The sequence below is a fragment of the Microbacterium sp. MDV22-iso44 genome (assembly GCF_058629135.1).
The window spans coordinates 548,770-568,465 of the sequence record NZ_JBZVWS010000002.1; the positions used below are offsets into that span (position 1 = coordinate 548,770).

15 protein-coding genes and 1 tRNA gene are annotated in these 19,696 nt (G+C 69.9%); 6 read left to right on the top strand and 10 right to left on the bottom strand.

The genetic code is table 11. The features are described 5' to 3' along the window. Positions 1-17: 17 nt before the first annotated feature. The 4 genes from AC4NN1_RS09490 to serS form a co-directional block, all read right to left on the bottom strand. Positions 18-1,283, bottom strand: coding sequence for an LCP family protein (locus AC4NN1_RS09490; protein ID WP_018185581.1), 1,266 nt, complete (start codon positions 1,281-1,283; stop codon positions 18-20). 68 nt (positions 1,284-1,351) lie between these two features. Continuing rightward, positions 1,352-1,436, bottom strand: a tRNA-Ser gene (locus AC4NN1_RS09495). A 100-nt stretch (positions 1,437-1,536) separates the two neighbouring features. Beyond that, positions 1,537-2,406, bottom strand: a complete 870-nt coding sequence (locus AC4NN1_RS09500) for an HAD-IIB family hydrolase (RefSeq protein ID WP_363456667.1) — start codon at positions 2,404-2,406, stop codon at positions 1,537-1,539. Next, the gene (gene serS, locus AC4NN1_RS09505; protein ID WP_020097918.1) at positions 2,403-3,668 is read right to left on the bottom strand and encodes a serine--tRNA ligase; all 1,266 of its coding nucleotides are present in this window, start codon (positions 3,666-3,668) and stop codon (positions 2,403-2,405) included. Before serS ends, AC4NN1_RS09500 begins: the two co-directional genes overlap by 4 nt. A gap of 103 nt (positions 3,669-3,771) precedes the next feature. On the opposite strand from serS, the gene AC4NN1_RS09510 reads away from it, so the two are divergent. Beyond that, the gene (locus AC4NN1_RS09510; RefSeq protein WP_018185584.1) at positions 3,772-4,941 is read left to right on the top strand and encodes a diacylglycerol/lipid kinase family protein; all 1,170 of its coding nucleotides are present in this window, start codon (positions 3,772-3,774) and stop codon (positions 4,939-4,941) included. A gap of 78 nt (positions 4,942-5,019) precedes the next feature. Beyond that, positions 5,020-6,384 carry a cryptochrome/photolyase family protein gene (locus AC4NN1_RS09515; protein ID WP_116228076.1) on the top strand — a complete coding sequence of 455 codons (1,365 nt, stop codon included), beginning with the start codon at positions 5,020-5,022 and terminating at the stop codon, positions 6,382-6,384. A gap of 98 nt (positions 6,385-6,482) precedes the next feature. Here the strand turns inward: AC4NN1_RS09515 and AC4NN1_RS09520 are convergent, their stop codons facing one another. The 4 genes from AC4NN1_RS09520 to AC4NN1_RS09535 form a co-directional block, all read right to left on the bottom strand. Continuing rightward, on the bottom strand, positions 6,483-7,820 hold the full coding sequence (locus AC4NN1_RS09520; RefSeq protein WP_020097915.1) for an extracellular solute-binding protein: 1,338 nt from the start codon (positions 7,818-7,820) through the stop codon (positions 6,483-6,485). Positions 7,821-7,900: 80 nt separating this feature from the next. After that, the gene (locus AC4NN1_RS09525; RefSeq protein WP_020097914.1) at positions 7,901-8,800 is read right to left on the bottom strand and encodes a carbohydrate ABC transporter permease; all 900 of its coding nucleotides are present in this window, start codon (positions 8,798-8,800) and stop codon (positions 7,901-7,903) included. After that, positions 8,797-9,732 (bottom strand): carbohydrate ABC transporter permease, encoded by a 936-nt coding sequence (locus AC4NN1_RS09530; RefSeq protein ID WP_020097913.1) that lies wholly within the window; start codon positions 9,730-9,732, stop codon positions 8,797-8,799. Before AC4NN1_RS09530 ends, AC4NN1_RS09525 begins: the two co-directional genes overlap by 4 nt. Continuing rightward, the gene (locus AC4NN1_RS09535; protein WP_491955130.1) at positions 9,729-11,744 is read right to left on the bottom strand and encodes a beta-galactosidase; all 2,016 of its coding nucleotides are present in this window, start codon (positions 11,742-11,744) and stop codon (positions 9,729-9,731) included. Before AC4NN1_RS09535 ends, AC4NN1_RS09530 begins: the two co-directional genes overlap by 4 nt. Before the next feature lie 221 nt (positions 11,745-11,965). On the opposite strand from AC4NN1_RS09535, the gene AC4NN1_RS09540 reads away from it, so the two are divergent. The 3 genes from AC4NN1_RS09540 (at position 11,966) to AC4NN1_RS09550 (ending at position 16,745) form a co-directional block, all read left to right on the top strand. Beyond that, positions 11,966-13,000, top strand: a complete 1,035-nt coding sequence (locus AC4NN1_RS09540) for a LacI family DNA-binding transcriptional regulator (RefSeq protein WP_018185590.1) — start codon at positions 11,966-11,968, stop codon at positions 12,998-13,000. A gap of 165 nt (positions 13,001-13,165) precedes the next feature. Then, positions 13,166-15,649, top strand: a complete 2,484-nt coding sequence (locus AC4NN1_RS09545) for an alpha/beta hydrolase-fold protein (protein WP_491955131.1) — start codon at positions 13,166-13,168, stop codon at positions 15,647-15,649. A 52-nt stretch (positions 15,650-15,701) separates the two neighbouring features. Beyond that, on the top strand, positions 15,702-16,745 hold the full coding sequence (locus tag AC4NN1_RS09550) for an LLM class flavin-dependent oxidoreductase (RefSeq protein ID WP_018185591.1): 1,044 nt from the start codon (positions 15,702-15,704) through the stop codon (positions 16,743-16,745). Positions 16,746-16,770: 25 nt separating this feature from the next. Here the strand turns inward: AC4NN1_RS09550 and pheA are convergent, their stop codons facing one another. Both pheA and AC4NN1_RS09560 read right to left on the bottom strand, forming a co-directional pair. Then, a complete protein-coding gene (pheA, locus tag AC4NN1_RS09555) occupies positions 16,771-17,733 on the bottom strand; it encodes a prephenate dehydratase (RefSeq protein ID WP_020097911.1) in 963 nt (320 codons plus the stop codon). Beyond that, complete coding sequence (locus AC4NN1_RS09560) at positions 17,730-18,653, bottom strand: EamA family transporter (protein ID WP_491955132.1); 924 nt, start codon at positions 18,651-18,653, stop codon at positions 17,730-17,732. Before AC4NN1_RS09560 ends, pheA begins: the two co-directional genes overlap by 4 nt. Before the next feature lie 73 nt (positions 18,654-18,726). Between AC4NN1_RS09560 and AC4NN1_RS09565 the strand changes: the two genes are divergently transcribed. Continuing rightward, positions 18,727-19,662: a LysR family transcriptional regulator gene (locus tag AC4NN1_RS09565; RefSeq protein WP_018185594.1), complete on the top strand. Its 936-nt coding sequence runs from the start codon at positions 18,727-18,729 to the stop codon at positions 19,660-19,662. Positions 19,663-19,696: the final 34 nt, after the last annotated feature.

Consider the following 19,696-nt stretch of genomic DNA (forward strand, 5'->3'; position numbering starts at 1 on the left):
CGGTACCGAACCGGCCGTCAGCGCTGCGCGACCGTGCAGGTCACTTCGTTCGCCGACTGCCCCGTGATCTCGCCGGGCAGCTCGACGGTGCCGTCGTCGGCGCCCGGGGTGGCCTCCCCGGTTGCACCCGGAGTCGGCGTGTCGGTCGCGCCGGGCGTGCCGGTTGCGCCCGGCGTGCCGCCGTCGCCCTCAGCCTCGCCGACGACCTCGACGCCGTTGCCGCCGCTGGCCGAACCGGTCACCCTGATGGGCTTGTTCTCGGACAGCGCCGTGAACAGCACGTCCGCGGCCGACGAGACCGGCAGGACGCGCGCGCCCCCGGGCGCGTACACCGTGGGGTACTGGACGAAGACGATGTCCTTGTACGGGACGTCGGCGACGGCCATGGCGATCTGCACCATGCGCTGCGGGTTGGTGAGCGATTCACTCAGGACGAGCTGCTTCTCGTTCACCTGACGGATCGCGGTGTTCGCGAGGTTCAGGAGTGCCGGGTAGTTCGAGAGGACCGCACCCGACTGCAGCTTGCGGACCAGCGAGCTCATGAACTGCTGCTGGTTGGAGATGCGACCGAGGTCCGATCCGTCGCCGATGCCGTGACGGATGCGGAGGAACTGCAGCGCCTGCGCGCCGACGAGAGTCTGCTCGCCCTTCTTGAGGTTCAGTCCCGTGTGCTTGTCCTTGATGTCGTCGCTGAGGCACACGTCGACGCCGCCGATGGCATCGGACATGTTGATGACACCCGTCCAGCGGATCGCCGCCGCGAACTGGATGTCGACGCCCGTCAGCTCCTCGACGGTGGCGACCGAGCACCCCAGTCCGCCGTAGCTGTAGGAGACGTTGATCATCTGTGCGCTCATCGCCGGGTACGAGCCGCCCTCGGGGTTCTGGCACGAGGGGATGGGCACGATCATGTCGCGGGGGAACGAGACGACCGTCACGCGGCGGGGCGCATCGCTGATGTGCACGAGCATCGTGACGTCGTTGCGCTCACCGCCGTCGTCGTGCTTGCAGCGCGGGAACAGTTTCAGATCCTGACCCTCGCACGAGTCGGTGCCGACGACGAGCATGTTGACGCCGCCCTCGATCTCACCGATGTGCGGCGGCAGCTCCGAACCCTCGTCGCCGATCGAGACGCCGTTGTCGCTGAGGCTGCGCGCGGCGTCCCACACGTAGAACCCGCCGATCGCCGTCGTACTCACGAGGACGACGGCGACGACGGCAGCCAGGATCGTGAAGACCTGACGGAGCGGATGCGGGGAGGTCAGCTCACCGTGACGAGCCACGGGTTGGCGGCGGAACTTCGTCGCCTTCGCATCGTGCCTAGCGCTCACGGATCACCTTTCGGACAGTGCGGAGGGTGTGGGATTCGAACCCACGGGACATTGCTGCCCACCGGTTTTCAAGACCGGATCCTTCGGCCGCTCGGACAACCCTCCCGACCCCGCCGAACGGCGGCGGTCGAACAGGCCGAGTCTAGCCGACCCCAGAACCCGTCCATTCTCGCGGGAACGCCTGGGGGACGCCTGAACGGCCAGGTCAGAGGGCCTTCAGCACGGCCGTGACGCCGCCCTCGGTAACGGATGCCGTGAGCTCCGACGCCTCGGACAGCACCTCTTCGGGGCCTTGGCCCATCGCGATCGCGCGTCCGCCATGGGCCCGCGCCCACCGGAACATGCCGATGTCGTTGCGCCCGTCGCCGATGACGACGACGTTCTGGGGCTCGATGCCCAGCCAGCCGCGGACGAGCTCGAGACCGGTCGCCTTGTCGACGCCCTGCGGGGCGATGTCGAGCCAGGCCGACCAGCCGACGGCATACGAGACCTTGTTGAGGCCGATGCGCGCGACCAACTCGACGAAGTCCTCATCGGTGTCCTGCTCCGACACGACGACGACACGCGAGACGGGGTCGGCCGAGAGCTCCTCGAAGCTCACCCGGTCGGCGTTCGCGAGGTTCCAGTCATCCATGTGGTGCGTGAACAGGCGGCGACCGCTGGGAAGCTCGACCATGTAGCGCGCCGTCGGCAGGTGGTCGCGCAGAAGCGTGAGCACCTCGGTGGCGTCGAACTGCTCGGTGTGGAACCGGTCGTACACGGGTGAGTCGGTGGACCCCGTGCGCTTCAGGATCACCGCACCGTTGGAGCAGACGACGTACTCGGGCGTGATCGCCAGGCGCTCGATGATCCTGCCCGTGCTCTCCCACGACCTCCCCGTCGCGAGCATGACTTCGTGCCCGGCGCGCTGCGCATCGGCGATCGCGTCGACGACGCCGGGGCTGTAGGTCTCGTCCTCGAGCAGGATCGTGCCGTCGACGTCGAGGGCGATGAGCAACCGCTCGCGCGGGGGCTCGGCGGCATCCGTCGCGATCTCCTCGACGACCTCGGCCGCCTCGTCTGCAGACAGGGTCACGCGATCGGCTCCGCCACCTCGAGGCCGCCCAGGTACGGGCGGAGGACCTCGGGGATGACGACCGAGCCGTCTTCGCGCTGGTGCGTCTCGAGCAGCGCGACGATCCAGCGGGTCGTGGCGAGCGTGCCGTTCAGCGTCGCGACGGGAGCGGTGCGACCGCCCTCCGGACGGTGACGGATGTCGAGGCGACGGGCCTGATACGTCGTGCAGTTCGACGTCGACGTGAGCTCGCGGTACGCGCCCTGGGTCGGGACCCACGCCTCCACGTCGTACTTGCGGGCGGCGGACGAGCCCAGATCGCCGGCGGCGACGTCGATGACCCGGTACGAGAGGCCGAGGTCCTGCAGCATCCGCTCCTGCATCTCGACGAGGCGCAGGTGCTCCGCCTCGGCATCCTCGGGCGTCGTGTAGACGAACATCTCGAGCTTGTTGAACTGGTGCAGCCGGATGATGCCGCGGGTGTCCTTGCCGTACGACCCGGCCTCGCGCCGGTAGCAGGTCGACCAGCCCGCGTAGCGCTTCGCGCCGCGCTCGAGGTCGAGGATCTCGTCCATGTGGTACCCGGCGAGGGGCACCTCGCTCGTGCCGACGAGGTAGAGGTCGTCGTCGTCGAGTCGATAGACCTCGTCGGCGTGCTGACCGAGGAACCCGGTGCCGCGCATGACCTCGGCGCGGACCAGGGTCGGCGGGATGACCGGGATGAAGCCGGCGTCGAGGGCCCGCTGCATCCCGAGGTTCATGATGGCGAGCTCGAGGCGCGCGCCGACGCCGGTGAGGAAGGCGAAGCGCGCACCCGACACCTTCGCACCGCGCTCGGTGTCGATCGCGCCGAGCATCTCGCCGAGGGCGAGGTGGTCGCGCGGCTCGAAGTCGAAGGAGACCGGCTCGCCGTGCGTGCGGAGGGTGACGAAGTCGTCCTCACCACCGGCCGGGACGCCGTCGATGACGATGTTCTCGATGCGCGCGAGCGCGGCGGATGCGGCATCCTCTGCCACGGTCACGGCCTGCTGCGCGGCCTTCACCCGCTCGCTGAGGTCCTTAGCCTCGGCGACCAGTGCGGCCTTCTCGTCCTTCGGCGCCTTCGCGACACGCTTGCCGTGCGCGTTCTGCTCGGCGCGGAGCTCCTCGAAGGTGGTGATCGCCGTGCGGCGCTCCTTGTCGGCCGCGAGGGCGTCGTCGACGGTGTCAGGCGACTCGCCGCGGGCTTCCTGCGAGCGCTTCACGAGGTCAGGGGCGTCACGGAGAAGGGCGAGATCGATCACTCGACGAGTCTAGTCGCGGCCCCTGCGGGCCCAGCCCTGGTGCGGGGAACGCGCGAGCGCAAGGGGGCCCTGTCAGACGGATGCGGGGCCCTATCCTGTACGCATGGCGACCGACCCCGGCACGACGCACCGCTCCGACGACGCGCACGATCCGGCGACCGCGGCCGAACCCGACGGCGTGATCCGCGAGCCCGACGACGTCGCACCCGACACGCAGGACGGCGACACCGGAGAGGCGCGTCGCGTAGACCGGAGCGGGTCGACCGAGCCGATGCCCGATGTCGACGGCCGCCCGAGCCCCAAGGCGGCGCTGGTCTACAACCCGATCAAGGTCGACGGTGATCAGCTCCGTGAGCAGGTGGCGCAGGCGGCGAAGGATGCCGGCTGGTCCGAGCCCCTCTTCTACGAGACCACGGTCGACGACCTCGGCGACGACGTCGCACGTCAGGCTCTCTCGGAAGGAGTCGACGCGGTCCTGGTCGCCGGAGGCGACGGCACCGTCCGCGCCGTCAGCGAGGCCATGACCGGCTCGAGCGTGCCCCTCACGATCGTCCCGAGCGGCACCGGCAACCTCCTCGCCCGCAACCTGCGACTCCCTCTCACCGACCCGTCGGCCATGATCGCCGCGACCTTCGACGGCGACACCCTCGCGATCGACGTGGGTCTCGCTCAGCTGCGGCGGCCCGAGGGCGAGACCACCGAGCACGCGTTCGTCGTGATGGGCGGCATGGGGCTCGACGCCGCCATGATCGCGAACACGAACAGCGACCTCAAGAAGAAGGTCGGCTGGGTGGCCTACGTCGACGGCGCGGCCCGCTCCATCGCGCAGGCCAAGCCGTTCCCCGTCGTCTACCAGGTGCCGGGTCACCGCATCCACCGCGCGGACGTGCAGAGCGTCCTGTTCGCCAACTGCGGCTCGCTTCAGGCGGGGCTCGAGCTCATCCCCGAGGCATCCATCACCGACGGCGAGCTCGACGTCGCCATCCTGCAGCCGCGAACGGCCCTGGGGTGGCTGCTGGTCTGGCGACGCCTCGCGTGGGACAACAGCGTGCTGCGGAAGTTCCGCGCCGGACGCAAGATCCTCGCCGTCCGGACGGCCGACAACTCCGTCCGGTACTCGCGCGGCAAGGGCATCGACCTCGCCGCCGAAGAAGCGCACCCCGTGCAGCTCGACGGCGACGAATTCGGCGAGGCGACGCGGATCGCGGTGCGCGTCGTGGCCGGCGGGCTCACCCTCGCCATCCCCCGCGGGCACTCGGTCGACGCCGTCTGAGCCAGCCGGCCCCCTGAGCGATCCGGCGCCGGATTGCAAGGGGCGGCATCGCCCGGCGCCGACGGCCAGGATGAGGGGATGCCGTCCCCTTCGATCGTCTGGTTCCGCGACGACCTCCGCCTCGCCGATCACCCGGCCCTCCGTGCCGCCCTCGACAGGGGCGAGCCGGTGATCGGGCTCTACGTGCTCGATGAGGAGAGCGACGGCATCCGTCCGCTCGGCGGCGCGGCACGCTGGTGGCTGCACCATTCGCTCGCCTCCCTCGCCGAGCGTCTCGCCGAGCGCGGCTCCCGTCTCATCCTCCGCCGTGGCCCGGCTCACCGGGTCGTCCGCGCGGCGGTGGAGGATGCCGGTGCGGGGGCGGTCTTCTGGAACCGCCGCTACGGCGGACCCGAGCGCGAGATCGACGCGGCGCTCAAGTCGGACCTGCGGGAGGGTGACGTGGAGGTCGCGTCGTTCGCGGCATCCCTCCTCTTCGAGCCGTGGACCATCACCACCGGAGCGGGGAAGCACTTCTCGGTCTACAGCCCGTTCTGGCGCGCGTGCCTCGCGCAGCCGGCGCCCCGCGCTCCGCTGCCGGAGCCGCGCGAGGTGCCGGGACCGTCGCGGTATCCCGCCTCGGACGACCTGGACGACTGGGACCTGTTGCCGACCGAGCCCGACTGGGCGCAGGGCCTTCGCGACACGTGGGAGCCGGGCGAACCCGCGGCGCAGGCGCGGCTGAGGGAGTTCCTCGACGAGGACCTGGGCCACTATGACGACGCGAGGGACCGTCCCTCGGCGGGAGCGACCTCGCTGCTGTCGCCGCGGCTGCGCTGGGGCGAGCTGAGCCCGCACACGGTGTGGCACGCCGCCGTCGAGACCCCGGGCGCCTCGGGCTTCCTCTCCGAGATCGGGTGGCGCGAGTTCGCCTGGCACACGCTGTACCACTTCCCCGATCTCGCGACGAAGAACCTGCGGCCGGAGTTCGACGCCTTCCCCTGGCCGCGTCTCAAGCCGACCGCCCTCCGTGCCTGGCAGAAGGGGCAGACGGGGTACGCGATGGTGGATGCCGGCATGCGGGAGCTCTGGGAGACCGGCTACATGCACAACCGCGTGCGGATGATCACGGCATCCTTCCTCATCAAGAACCTGATGATCGACTGGCGCCGCGGCGAGGAGTGGTTCTGGGACTGCCTCGTCGACGCCGACGGGGCGAGCAACACGTTCAACTGGCAGTGGGTCGCCGGCTCCGGCGCGGACGCCGCACCGTACTTCCGCGTCTTCAACCCCGAGCTGCAGGCCGACAAGTTCGACAAGAGCCGCGAGTACATCGGGCGGTGGGCGCCCGAGTACACGGATGCCGCCGGTCAGCCCCCGATGCCGATGGTCGATCTGAAGGCGACCCGGCAGAACGCGCTCGCCGCCTACGAGAAGGTCAAGCAGGCCTCGCGACAGGAGTGATCCCCCGTACACGCGACCGCGCCGCGGATCGGAGCCCGAAGGCCCGACCCGCGGCGCGGATGCGTGGGTGTCAGTGAATGACGGGTGTCAGCGAGCGATCACTCGGAGACGGGGATGGACTGCGCCTTGAGGGCGTCGACCGTCTTGGTCTGCGCGGACTGCAGCGCCTCGAGCAGCGTGCCCTGACCGCTGGCGGCCTTCTGGAAGCCGTCGGAGACGTCGGCGTAGGTCTGCGTCATGGTCGGGCCCCACACGAAGTCGGGGTTGACCTCGGCGGCAGCCTCGGCGAAGACGTCGTAGATCTTCTGTCCGCCGTAGAACTCCACGCCCTCCTGCAGCGAGGGGAGCTTGAGTCCCTCGGTGGTGGCGGGATAGATGTTCGCCGACTTGTTGAGGGCCGAGAGTGCCTCATCCGACGTGTTCAGCCACAGCGCGAACTTCGCGGCCTCGTAGGGGTGCTTGCTGCCCTTGAAGACGGCGACCGAGGATCCACCCCAGTTACCGGCGGCCTTGTCGCCCGCGTTCCACTGCGGCGACGGAGCGACCGACCACTTGCCCGACGTGTCGGGAGCACCCGAAGAGATCGAGTTGGCACCCCAGACGGCGGAGTTCCAGCTCCAGACCTTGCCGGAGTTGTAGGCGTTGTTCCACTCCTCGGTCCACGCCGGGTAGGTGGAGACGAGGTCTTCCTTGATGAGGTCCTGCCAGTAGTCGGCGACCGTCTTGGACTCGTCGCCGGTCAGGTTGACCTTCCAGGCGTCGCCGTCGTTGGAGAACCAGTCGCCACCGGTCTGCCAGACGAGACCGGCGAACTGGTTGATGTCAGCGGTCGAGAAGTTGGTGATGTAGCCCCCGGCCTTGCGGACCTCCTTGGCGGCTTCCTTGTACTCGGCCCACGTGGTGGGGACCTTGATGCCGTTCTTCTCGAACAGGTCCGAGCGGTAGAACAGCGCCATGGGGCCCGAGTCCTGCGGGATGCCGTAGACGCCGTCGGTGCCGAGGGTGACCTGGTTCCAGGTCCACGGGATGAACTTGTCCTTCGCGGCGACGACGTCCTTGCACGCGGACAGGTCCTCGAGACCGTCCTGCACACGGAAGCTCGACAGCGCGTCGTACTCGATCTGGCCGAGGTCGGGGGCGTTGCCCGCTTCGAGCTGGCTGAAGAAGCTCGAGTAGGTGCCGGAGTTGCCGTTGGGGCCCGTCTGGACCTTGACCTGGATGTCGGGGTTCTCCGCGTTCCAGATCTTGGCGACGTCCTCGATGCCGGGGATCCAGGACGTGAAGTCCAGGGTCACCTTGCCCTCGGAGGGAGCGCAGGCAGCCGGGTCCGCGGCATTGCCGCTGCCGCTGCCGCCGGTGCCGCCGGCGCAGCCGGCGAGAGTGAAGGCGGTGAGCAGTGCGACGCCGGCGACGACTGCCTTCTTGGTGTGACGCATGGGATTTCCAATCTGATCATTGATCGGGTGACAGGTACTGGTACTGCAGGGATGCCGCGGGGTCCGCCCGCGGCAGGAGCTCACTTCACGGAACCGTTGCCGAGTCCGTTGCGCCAGAAGCGCTGAAGCAAGAGGAAGGCGATGATGAGCGGCACGATCGACAGGAACGCGCCGACCAGGACGTAGGTGCGCAGCTCGGGGATCTGGTTGAGCTGCGTGTTCCACGTGTAGAGGCCGTAGGTGACCGGGAACAGGTCCTGGCTGCGGAGCATGATCAGCGGCAGGAAGAAGTTGTTCCAGATGGACACGAACTGGAAGAGGAAGATCGTCACGAGGGCCGGAGCCATGAGCCGCGACGACACGGTGAAGAACGTGCGGACCTCGCCCGAACCGTCGAGGCGGGCGGCTTCGATGAGCTCATCCGGCACCGACGACGACGCGTAGATGCGTGCGAGGTAGACGCCGAACGGGCTCACGATGCTCGGGAGCAGCACCGACCAGAACGTGTTCGTCAGGTTCACCTGGCTGAACAGCAGGAACAGGGGCAGGGCGAGCGCCGTCGCCGGGACGAGGACGCCGCCGAGGACGATGTTGAAGAACGCCTCACGGCCGCGGAAGCGGTACTTGCCGAGGGCGTATCCCGCCATCCCCGCGAACACGGTGGCCAGCAGCGCGCCGAGACCTGCGTAGGCGAGGCTGTTGAGCAGCCAGCGGAAGTAGATGCCGTTGTTGTACGAGACGAGGTCGCCGATGTTGGCGAACAGGTTCCAGTCGGCGAACCACAGCGCGTTCGTCGTCAGCAGCTGGCCGCGGTCCTTCGTGGAGGCGATGAACAGCCACCAGATCGGCACGAGGAAGTACAGCGTGAAGACGCCCATGATGAGGAGCGCCGCCGTGCGCGACATGATCGACTCGCGCGGTCCCCGCGTGGAGGGCAGGTCGGTCGCCGTGGCGCCCCGGGTACGGGTGAGGAGGCTCATTGCTCGGCCTTCCGCTGGGTGAGCTTCAAGAACGCGAACGACAGGACGCAGGTGGCGAGGGCCAGCACGACCGAGAAGGCCGCCGCGAGGTACGGGTTCGGTACCGCGCTGGTCGCGTAGATCGTCATGTTCGGCGTGAACGAGGAGTTGACGGCCGTGCTGAACGAACGGAAGACCTGCGGCTCGGCGAGCAGCTGGAGCGTTCCGATGATCGAGAAGACCGCGGTGAGGATGATGGCCGGGGCGACCATGGGGATCTTGATAGACCAGGCGATGCGGATCTGTCCGGCACCGTCGAGGCGCGCGGCCTCGTAGACCTCGGCGGGGATCGCGAGGAGGGCCGAGTAGATGATGAGCATGTTGTAGCCGACGAACACCCAGGTCACGACGTTCGCGATCGACCAGAGGATCATCTCGGGCGAGAGGAAGTCGACGGCGTTCGTGAGGCCGGTGAACGGCGACAGGTTCGGCGAGTAGAGGAAGCCCCACATGATCGCCGCGATGACACCGGGGACGGCGTAGGGCGCGAAGAAGGCGAGACGGAAGAACCGCTTGCCCTTGAGGGCGGGCGAGTCCAGAAGCAGGGCGAACAGCAGGGCCAGGCCGAGCATGACCGGCACCTGCACGACGCCGAACAGCAGCACGCGTCCGACCGACTCCCAGAAGGGCGCGTTCTGGAAGACCTGGATGTACTGCGTCAGCCCGCCGAACACCTCGGTCGGCTCGCCGTAGAGCCCGTCACGCTGGACGACGAGCAGCGACTGCCAGATGGCGTAGCCGATCGGCACCAGGTAGAAGAGCAGGAAAAGGATGCCGAACGGTCCGGTGAAGACCGCGATCGCCCCCTTGTGCGGGGTCTTGGCCCGCGGGATCCGCTTCGCGCGCGGCGGCTTCGCCTGCGAACGCGTCACGAGGACTTCCGTGGCGGTCATGCGGCCGCCTCCTCTCTGATGATGCGCACCGCGCCGGCGGGCACGATGGCGCGACCGGCGACGGGTGTGCCGGTCACGAGGTCCACACCGTCGGATTCGACGTGGACGTCGGTCTCGCCGTGATTGATCACGAAGAGATAGGACGCGAGCTCGCCGCGTCGGCGGACGATCTCGAGATCGCGCGTACGGGGCTCGACGACGGCGGCAGGAGCGACTCCGGCCTCGTCGGCGAGGCGCGCGACGAGGTCACGGTAGTCGGCTTCGCTGGGAAGAGTCGCGAGGTACCAGGCCGCACCCTCGCCCGAGGCGTTGCGGGTGAGCGCCGGCATCCCGGCGGCGGGACCATCGGTGAAGGATGCCTGGACCTCGGCGGTGGTGGTGCGGGACCGCTCGGACCACAGCCGCGCGGTCGACCCGTCACTCAGGGTCAGCGACGCCTCCGGCGCGACGGGGGCGAACTCCTCGATGTGGAGGCCGATCGCCTCGCGGAGGGGTCCGGCGTAGCCGCCGGTGTAGACGCGGTCGTTCTCGTCGACGATCGCCGTCGAGAAGGTGATGAGTGCGGTGCCGCCGTCGGCGATCCACGAGGTGAGGACCGCGGCATCCGCTTCGGTCATGAGGTGAAGGCCCGGGACGACGACGAAGCGGTAGTCCGACAGGTCGGCGCCCGGGGCCACCACGTCGACGGTGAGCCCGTTCGCGTGGAGGGCGCGGTGCGCCGCGTGGACCTGGTCGAGGTAGCCGAACGCCTGGCTCGGGCGGGTCTCGCTCTGGGTCGCCCACCAGGACTCCCACGAGAAGAGGAAGGCGACGTCGGAGACGACGCGGGAGCCGGCGACCTCGCCGAGGCGCTCGACGATGCCGCCGAGCTCGACGACCTCGCGCCAGACGGCGGAGTCGGTGCCGGCGTGGGGAAGCATCGCGGAGTGGAACTTCTCGCTGCCCTGCACCGAGGCACGCCACTGGAAGAAGCAGACCCCGTCGGCGCCGCGTGCGACGTGCGTGAGCGAGTTGCGGATCATCTCGCCCGGAGCCTTGGGCTTGTTGAGCGGCTGCCAGTTGACGGCGCCGGTCGAGTGCTCCATGAGGAGCCACGGCGACCCCTGCGCGAGACCGCGGGAGAGATCGGCGGCGAAGGCGAGCTCGGACCGGGGGTCGCCGAGGCGATGGTCGAGGTAGTGGTCGTTCGCGATGATGTCCATCTCGGCCGCCCACGACCAGTAGTCGAGGTTCTCGATGTGCGCGGTGACCATGAAGTTCGTCGTGATCGCGACATCGCTGTGCGCACGGATGGCGTCGGCTTCGGCGCGGTAGTGAGCCAGGAGGGCGTCGCTGCTGAAGCGGTGGTAGTCGAGGACCTGGCCGGGGTTGCGGCTGGAGAGCGTCGCCTTCGGGGTGAGGATCTCGTCCCACTCGTAGTAGGTCTGGCTCCAGAACGCGGTCCCCCACGCGCGGTTGACCTCGGCGACCGTGCCGTAGCGCGCCTGCAACCACTCGCGGAAGGCCGCGGCGCTCTCGTCGCAGTGGCAGAGCGCGTTGTGGCAGCCGAGCTCGTTCGACACGTGCCAGAGCGCGACGGCCGGGTGCGAGCCGTAGCGCGCTGCGACGGCGTCGACGAGGGCGAGGGCGGCCTCGCGGTAGACGGGCGAGCTCGGGCACCACGCCTGGCGTCCACCGGGGTACCGGCGCGTCCCGTCCTCGACGACGGGCAGGATCTCGGGGTGGGCGGTCGTCAGCCACGCGGGGGTGGAAGCGGTGCCGGTACCGAGGTTGATCCGGATGCCGGCGGCGTGGAGGCGCCCGATGATGTCGTCGAGACGGGCGAAGTCGTGCTCGCCGGCGCGCGGCTCGATGTGCGCCCAGCCGAAGATGTTGATGGCGACCAAGTCGACACCGGCTTCGCGCATCAGCGCGATGTCCTCGTCCCAGACGTCCGGCGTCCACTGTTCGGGGTTGTAGTCACAACCGAACGCGATGCCGTCGTGCGCGAAGGGGCGGGCGGGGGCCGACATGTTCTCCTCAGATCCTGTGAACGTGCACAGGTCTGCGCGGTGTTCCTCCGCGTTGAGGCTCTGTGAACGTGTACAGAGTAGGCAGACGCGATTCGGATGTCAACACGACCCCGCAGGGCGCCTGGGTTCCCGGGAATCCCGCCGATCAGGGGCATCCGTACCCTCGACGCGCAGCACGGCGGTGCGTGTGAGCCGTGTGTGCGTGCACATACGATGAACGCGTGAGCAGCGACCGCACGGATGTCATCGGCCGACGTCGGCGTGCGACCGTGAAGGACGTCGCCAACGAGGCGGGTGTCTCCCGAGGGACGGTCAGCCGGGTTCTCAACGGGCAGCCGTACGTCTCCGACGAAGCGCGCGAGGCCATCGAAGCCGCGATCGCGAAGGTCGGATTCGTCCCCAACCGGGCCGCGCGCAGCCTCGTCATGCAGAGCTCGCAGGCCATCGGACTGATCGTCCACGAGCCGCATTCGCTCTTCGTCGAAGACCCCAACATCGGCTCGATCCTGCTCGGCGCGAACGCGGCGCTGTCGGAGGCCGACTACCAGCTGTCGTTCATGATCGCCGACACCACCCGCGACATCGAGCGACTCGCGCGCTATCTGAGCGGCGGACTGATCGACGGCGTCATCATCGTCTCGGCGCGCGTCGGCGACCCGATCACACGGGCGATCGCCGACCTGGGCCTGCCCGCCGCATTCGTCGGCCACCCGCGCGACATCGGCGACGCGGCCTACGTGGCCATCGACAACCGGGGCGCGGCACGCGAGATCACGCGCCGGCTGATGGACACCGGTCGCTCGCGGATCGGGATGATCGCGTCGGCCCTCGACCGCGACTCGGGTTCCGACCGCCTGGCGGGTTTCGTCGACGCCCTCGGCAGCCGCTTCGACCCGCAGCTCGTGGAGCCGGTGCCGCTGTACTCGTACTCGGACGGACAGGCGGGCATGCGTGCGCTGCTCGAACGTGCACCCGACATCGACGGCGTCTTCGCCTCGAGCGACGCCGTCGCCGCGGGCGCGATGGACGTCCTGCAGGCCGCCGGTCGCGTCATCCCCGACGACGTCGGCATCGTCGGGTTCGACGACAGCTCGTGGGCGTTGCGCTGCGATCCCCCGCTGTCCACCGTGCATCAGCCGGCTGACGAGCTCGGACGCGCCGCGGCGGAATCCGTCCTCCGTCAGCTCCGCGGCGAGGACCCCGGCAACGGCGGGCGTGTCCTCGACTGCCCCGTGGTCTGGCGCGACTCAGCCTGACCGGCGTGCACGTATGCGCATGAGGCGCGCATCGCGTTGACATCGCCGAGGTGACGGTGCGACTCTCTGTGTGCACGTTCACAGCATTCTCATCGGTGATTCCGTGAACGTGCACAGTCACAGCCGGGCAGAGACGCCCGGCATCCCACAAGGAAGTAGGAGTCCGTGCATTCTCACGTTCCGCGGCGGCGCCTGGCCGCCGTCACCGCAGTGGCCGCGGTCGCGGCATCCCTCTGCATCGCCGTTCCCGCTTCGGCGGCGACGCCGGTGGCGACCGCCGTCGCGGCAGCCAGCGATGCTCCCGCCTCCGCCGGTTCGACCGTCTCGCTCGACCTCGCCGGCACGTGGAAGTTCGCGAAGGGGGACGACCCGTCCTACGCGTCGCCGGAGTTCGACGACGCGGCCTGGCAGGACATCACCGTCCCCGGCGACGGCACGCCCTTCGACGACTACGACGGCTTCGCCTGGTACCGGCTCGACTTCACCCTCCCCGCGGATGCCTCGGGCACGAACCTCGTCGCCTCGCTGGGGTTCCTCGACGACGTCGACGAGGCGTTCCTCAACGGACAGCGCATCGGCGGCTCGGGCACGATGCCGCCGGCTGCCAGCAGCCAGTGGTTCGAGAAGCGTCTCTACCCCGTTCCGGCCGACGCGCCGAACTTCGGCGGCGAGAACACCCTCGCGGTGCGCCTGTACGACATGAACGGCGGCGGCGGCTGGTACGAAGGACCCGTCGGGATCTACTCGAAGGATGCCGTCCGCGCGAACGTCTACGGCATCACCGGGCCCCGCGCCGCGGCCGCGCAGTCGGCCGCCGTGGCGGACGTCCTCGAGGCGCAGAAGACCGCTCTCGCGGCCGGCGATGTCGACGCGTACCTGAAGACGCTCGACAAGAGCTACTTCCACGACGGCCGGTCGAAGGACCGGCGCGCCCGCGAGCTGCGCGACTGGATGAAGGAGTCGGGCTCCCTCACCCTCACCGACAGCGAGGTCGAGGTCGTCATCGGCGAGGACGGCGCCCTCGTCGTCGACACCAACCGGACGATCACGGGCACGCGTGACGGCGAGCCGTACACCTTCCAGCCGGCATCCCAGCAGTTCCTCCATATCGACGGGACCACGCTCCGCGAGACCGGCAACGATTCCCGGTTCTTCCGCGAGACGGTGGATTCCGACCTCGAGGGTCAGCCGCGCGAGTTCGCGACCTACCTGCCCCCGTCCTACCTGAGCGAGCCGAACCGCGAATACCCGGTCGTCTACCTGCTGCACGGCATCAACGGCGGCAGCCGCGAGTGGGAGCCGCGCGACATCGACGACGTCCTCGACGGACTGTGGAAGCAGGGTCTCGCCGAATCGATCGTCATCATGCCCGACGGCGAATCGCTCTGGTACTCCGACCAGCCGAACGGCGGCACGCCGTGGCGCAGCATGTTCCTCACCGAGATGGTGCCCCTGGTCGACAAGGAGTACCGCACCCTCGAAGGCCGCGATTTCCGCGCCCTCACCGGCGTCTCGATGGGTGGCTTCGGCGCCTGGTCGCTCGGCCTCTCGAACCCGGGGATGTTCTCCTCCATCGCGTCGCACATCGGCTCGCTGAGCTACTCCGGCTCGGCTCTGCCCACGCCGCTGAAGCAGGCCGGCGACATGACCACGAAGCAGCTGAAGAAGTTCGACTTCTACTTCGACGCGTGCGAGTTCGACGAGTACCGCTTCGACGACGCCGCGCGCTCGATGAACACGATCCTCACCGACAAGGGCGTGCCCCACACGTGGGCCGTCTACCCCGAGGGACGTCACAACGACGCCTGCTGGATGCCGCACCTGAAGGACTCGTTCGGCATGCACTCGACGCACTTCCGCGAGGCGGGCCTGCGCGAGGACTATGTGAAGCCCGTGATCAGCGCCCCGGCATCCACCACCGTCCGCTTCGGATCGGCGTTCGACGCCCTCGCCGGCGTGACCGCGCGCGACGAGGTCGACGGCGACCTGACGGCTTCGCTGAAGGTCCGCGGCACGGTCGACACGAAGAAGCTCGGCACGAACACCCTCCGGTACACGGTGAAGGATGCCGCCGGCAACCGCGCCCGCGTCGACCGAACCGTCACCGTGGCACCCGTCACCCTGACGGTCGGCACCCCGACCATCAGCGGCACCACGACCGTGGGCTCCACCCTCACCGCGAAGCCGGGCGCCTGGACGAAGGGCACGGCCTTCTCGTACCAGTGGATGCGGGACGGTGCGCCGATCAGGGGCGCCGTCACCGCGACGCACCGCCTGACGGCATCCGACCTGCGGGCTCGCATCTCGGTGCGGGTCACGGGAACGCTGACCGGCTACACGACGGCCGCGAAGACGTCGGCCGCGACCGTCAAGGTCACCGCGGGCACTCTGCGGGCGGCGACCCCGACGATCACCGGCGCCGCGAAGGTCGGCGCGACGCTGACGGCGCGCACCGGCACCTGGACCGAGGGGACGCGCCTGTCGTTCCAGTGGCTGAACGATGGCACGGTGATCCGCGGGGCGACCGCGGCGACCTACCGAGTGACCTCCGCCGACCGCGGCGACGCGATCTCGGTGCGGGTGACCGGCAGCCTCGACGGATACGAATCGTCGAGCCGCACGTCGAAGACGGTGCGGATCGCCCGCTGAGTCCGCCGCGGCGCGGAATGCGCCGCCCCCGGCCGGGGTTGCAGTTCTCGATATGAGCACTGCGACCCCGGCCCTTTCCGTTCTCGACCTCGTCCCCGTCCGTACGGGACAGACCAGCAGCCAGGCGATCACCGCCTCGATCGCGCTGGCGCAGCGCGCCGACGACCTCGGCTATCAGCGCTACTGGTTCGCGGAGCACCACAACATGCCGGCCGTCGCCTCGACGACGCCGCCCGTGCTCATCGCCGCGACCGCTGCCCGCACGCGCCGCATCCGGGTCGGGTCGGGTGGCGTCATGCTCCCCAACCACTCCCCCCTCGTCGTCGCCGAGCAGTTCGCGGCGCTCGAAGCCCTCGCACCGGGACGCATCGACCTCGGCATCGGACGGGCGCCCGGCTCCGACCCGGTGATCACGCAGCTGCTGCGCCAGTCGGGCACCACGAGCGACGTCGAGCGCTTCCCGAACCACGTCACCGACATCCGCTCGCTCGTCTCGTCCGAGGGTGCGACGCTGCGGTTCACCTCGGGTGGGACCTACGACGTGCACGCGACGCCCGCCTCGACGAGCGCGCCCGAGGTGTGGCTGCTCGGATCGAGCGACTACTCCGCGCAGCTGGCGGCCGGGATGGGCCTGCCGTACGTCTTCGCCAACCACTTCTCGGGCGATGGGCTCGAGCGCGCGCTCGACCTGTACCGCGGTCAGTTCCAGCCGTCCGAGACGCTGTCGGCGCCCCGGACCTTCGTCACGGCCAACGCCGTCGTCGCCGACACCGACGAGCAGGCCCGCGCCGCGGCCCTGCCGCAGGCCCGCATGATGGCGCGCCTGCGCGGCGGCAAGCCGCTCACGGCGCTCGAGACCGTCGAGCAGGCCGCTTCGGCCGAGGCATCCGACGGCCTGGCCGCACCCGTCTTCGACGCGATGATGTCGCGCTGGTTCGTCGGAACCGGCCAGGACGTGCGTGCGCGCCTCGCCGAGTTCGCCGCCCGCCACGGCGTCGACGAGGTCATGGTGTCGCCCGTCGCCGGTGCGACCGACGCCGAGCCGATGGACGCCGCGCCGTCCCGCATCCGGACCCTGGAGCTCCTCGCCGCTTGAGCCTCTCGCCGCGGGCGGGGCGGGGTCAGGCCCCGGGCTCGCCCGAGACGAGGCCGCGCAGCCAGTCGCGGGCCTCGACGAACACCTCGTCGGAGTACCGCTCGGGGTAGCGGACGATCGCGCGGTCGGCGCGGGGGTACGAACCGAGGTACAGCACGCGGGGCGAGAAGCGCCGGAGCCCGAGGAGGGCATCGGCCATGCGCTCGTCCTCGATGTGCCCGTCGGCGTCGATGACGAATCGGTAGCGGCCGAGCTCGTCCCCGATGGGGCGCGACGCGAGCAGCGACAGGTTGATCCCCCGCGTCGCGAACTGCTCGAGAAGCTCGAGCAGGGCACCCGGGTGGTCCTCCGGCAACTCGACGATGAGCGACGTCTTGTCGGCACCGGTCGGCGCGGGCGGCGGCGCGGTGCGGCTCACGAGCACGAACCGCGTGACGGCGTGGGCGTTGTCGCCGATCTTGTCGGCCAGCAGCTCGAGGTCGTGGAGCTTCAGGATGCCGGGAGGGGCGATCGCGGCATCTGCGGTGATCGTGCCCTCGACGACGCCGACGGCCGCTGCGACGTTGCTGGCAGCCGGGATGTGCGAGTGCTCGGGAAGGGTCGCCGTCAGCCACGTAAGGCACTGCGCGTAGGCGACCGGGTGGGCGGCGATGACCGACACGTCCTCGAGCCGGACGCCGGGCTTCGCGACCAGCACGAACTCGACGGGGACGAGGTACTCCCCCACGATCCGCAGGCCCGGAACCGTCGCAAGGGCGTCCTGCGTCGTCGAGACGCCGCCGTCGACCGAGTTCTCGATGGCGATCATCGCGGCATCCGATCGCCCGTCGATGACATCGGCGAGTGCTTCGCCGACGTTGCGGACGGGACGCCAGTTCTGGTCGCGGGCTTCGGGGACCTGCGCGAGGGCGGCCTCGGTGAAGGTTCCGGCGGGGCCGAGGAAGCTGTACGTGCGACGGGTGGGGGCGGCCGGGGGCTCGGATGTCACGCGGACAGCCTAGTGGGCACCCCCATGGGCACGACCGCCCGCGGCTGACCCTGACGACGACGGGTGCCGCTGACCAGCACGCCCGCGACGAGCAGGGCTCCGCCCACCACCTCCCCGACGCTCGGCGCCTCGCCCAGAAGCAGCGCGGCGGCGGCCATCGCGACGACGGGGGCGAGCAGGATCCACGGCACGACGGCCGCCGACGGATTGCGTCCGAGCAGCCCGTTGAAGACGGCGTAGGCGAACAGGGTGCAGAGACCTGCCGTGTAGAGGGTGGAGATCACGGCCTGCGGGCCGATGGCGGCGAGCCCCGCGCCGATCGCGGCGGGCCCGTCGATGACGAACGACAGGGCGAGCGCGGGGACCGGCACGACGAGCGACGACCACACCGTCAGCGACAGCGTGCCGCCGCGGCCGACACCGGTGACGACGCCGGCGCGTCGCGAGATGACGTTGCCGACGGCCCACGACAGCGCAGCGGCGAGCGCGAGGCAGACGGCGAGGACGGGGGCGTCGCCCCCGCGGAAGAGAGCCACGATCGCGAGGCCGACGACGCCGAGACCCACGCCGACGACCTGCATGGCAGAGGGGCGCTCACGCAGCGCGATCGCGGCGATCACGATCGTGAAGACGGCCTGCGCCTGCAGGAGGAGTGCAGCGAGCCCGGGGCTCAGCCCGAGCGCGAGGGACGTGTAGAGCAGGGCGAACTGGCCGAGGCTCATGAACAGGCCGACCCCGACGATCACGCGCCACCCCGTCTGCGGCCTCGGCACCACGAGGACGGCGAGCGCGACGACGGCGAACCGGATCGCGGCGAACAGCAGGGGCGGGATGCCGCTCATCCCCCAGTCGATGACGACGAAGTTGAGCCCCCACAGCGAGGCGACGAGGGCGGCGAGGAGCATGTCACGGCGGGTCACGGGACCAGTCGACCGCACGGCATCCATGAAGGACAAGCGATCATTCCGCGCCCAGAATCGGTAGCATCGCTTCATGATCGATCTGGAGGCCGTCGTCTCGCTGCGCGCCGTTGCGACGGAGGGCAGTGTCGCCGCCGCGGCCGCGGCGCTCGGCTTCACCCCGTCGGCGGTCTCGCAGCAGATCAAGCGGCTCGAACGCGACACCGGTGTTCCGCTGCTCGAGCGCGTCGGCCGCGGTGTCGTCCTCACCGAGTCCGCGACGCGTCTCGTCGTCTCGGCGACGCCGATCCTCGCCGACCTCGAGCGGGTGCGCGCCGACCTCCACGGCGCCGGTGAACCCGACCGGGTCGCCGGCGAGATCCGTATCGGGGCCTTCTCGACGGTCGTGCGCGGCGTCATGGTGCCTCTGCTGGCGGACCTCGGCCGGCGGCATCCCGACCTCCGCCTCCCCTTGCGCGAGAGCGAGCCCTGGGAGACGGTCGCCCTCGTCGCGTCGGGCCAGCGGGACCTCGGCATCGTGCACCGCTGGGGGAATGTGGCTCTCGCGATCCCCGACCACCTCGTCGAGGTTCCGCTGTTCACCGACGTCGCCGACGTGATCCTCCACCGCGACCACCCGCTCGCGGCCCGTGCCGAACTGCGGCCCGAGGAGATCGGCGGCGAACCGTGGGTCGCGACGTTCGAGTCGACCATCTGCCGTCAGTGGCTGCGCCGCCTGTTCGACGGCGTGGGTGGAGCGCCGAGGATCGTGCACGAGTCGATGGAGTTCGAGAACCACCTCGAGATCGCCCGCGCGGGCATCGCCGTCGCACTCGTCCCGCGACTGGGGCGCCCGCCGCTCGGGCCGGACCTCGTCGCGATCCCCACCGTCTCGCCCGAGTCGATCCGCGAGGTGTCGGCGATCCACCGGCGGACGATGGCGGACTCGCCGGCCCTCCGGACGGTGCTCGACGAACTGGCCGAGCACGCAGCGGGTATGACGACCGACTCGGGACGCCTGCCAGCCTGAACAGCCGGTGCGGATCCGCGACACGCAGGCGCCG

What these genes read in the sequence shown, in the direction of transcription:
- AC4NN1_RS09565 (WP_018185594.1), top strand. Translation starts at nt 18,727, where the DNA reads ATGATCGATCTGGAGGCCGTCGTCTCGCTGCGCGCCGTTGCGACGGAG.
- AC4NN1_RS09550 (WP_018185591.1), top strand. Translation starts at nt 15,702, where the DNA reads ATGAGCACTGCGACCCCGGCCCTTTCCGTTCTCGACCTCGTCCCCGTC.
- AC4NN1_RS09510 (WP_018185584.1), top strand. Translation starts at nt 3,772, where the DNA reads ATGGCGACCGACCCCGGCACGACGCACCGCTCCGACGACGCGCACGAT.
- AC4NN1_RS09525 (WP_020097914.1), bottom strand. Translation starts at nt 8,800, where the DNA reads ATGAGCCTCCTCACCCGTACCCGGGGCGCCACGGCGACCGACCTGCCC.
- AC4NN1_RS09520 (WP_020097915.1), bottom strand. Translation starts at nt 7,820, where the DNA reads ATGCGTCACACCAAGAAGGCAGTCGTCGCCGGCGTCGCACTGCTCACC.
- AC4NN1_RS09515 (WP_116228076.1), top strand. Translation starts at nt 5,020, where the DNA reads ATGCCGTCCCCTTCGATCGTCTGGTTCCGCGACGACCTCCGCCTCGCC.
- AC4NN1_RS09530 (WP_020097913.1), bottom strand. Translation starts at nt 9,732, where the DNA reads ATGACCGCCACGGAAGTCCTCGTGACGCGTTCGCAGGCGAAGCCGCCG.
- AC4NN1_RS09535 (WP_491955130.1), bottom strand. Translation starts at nt 11,744, where the DNA reads ATGTCGGCCCCCGCCCGCCCCTTCGCGCACGACGGCATCGCGTTCGGT.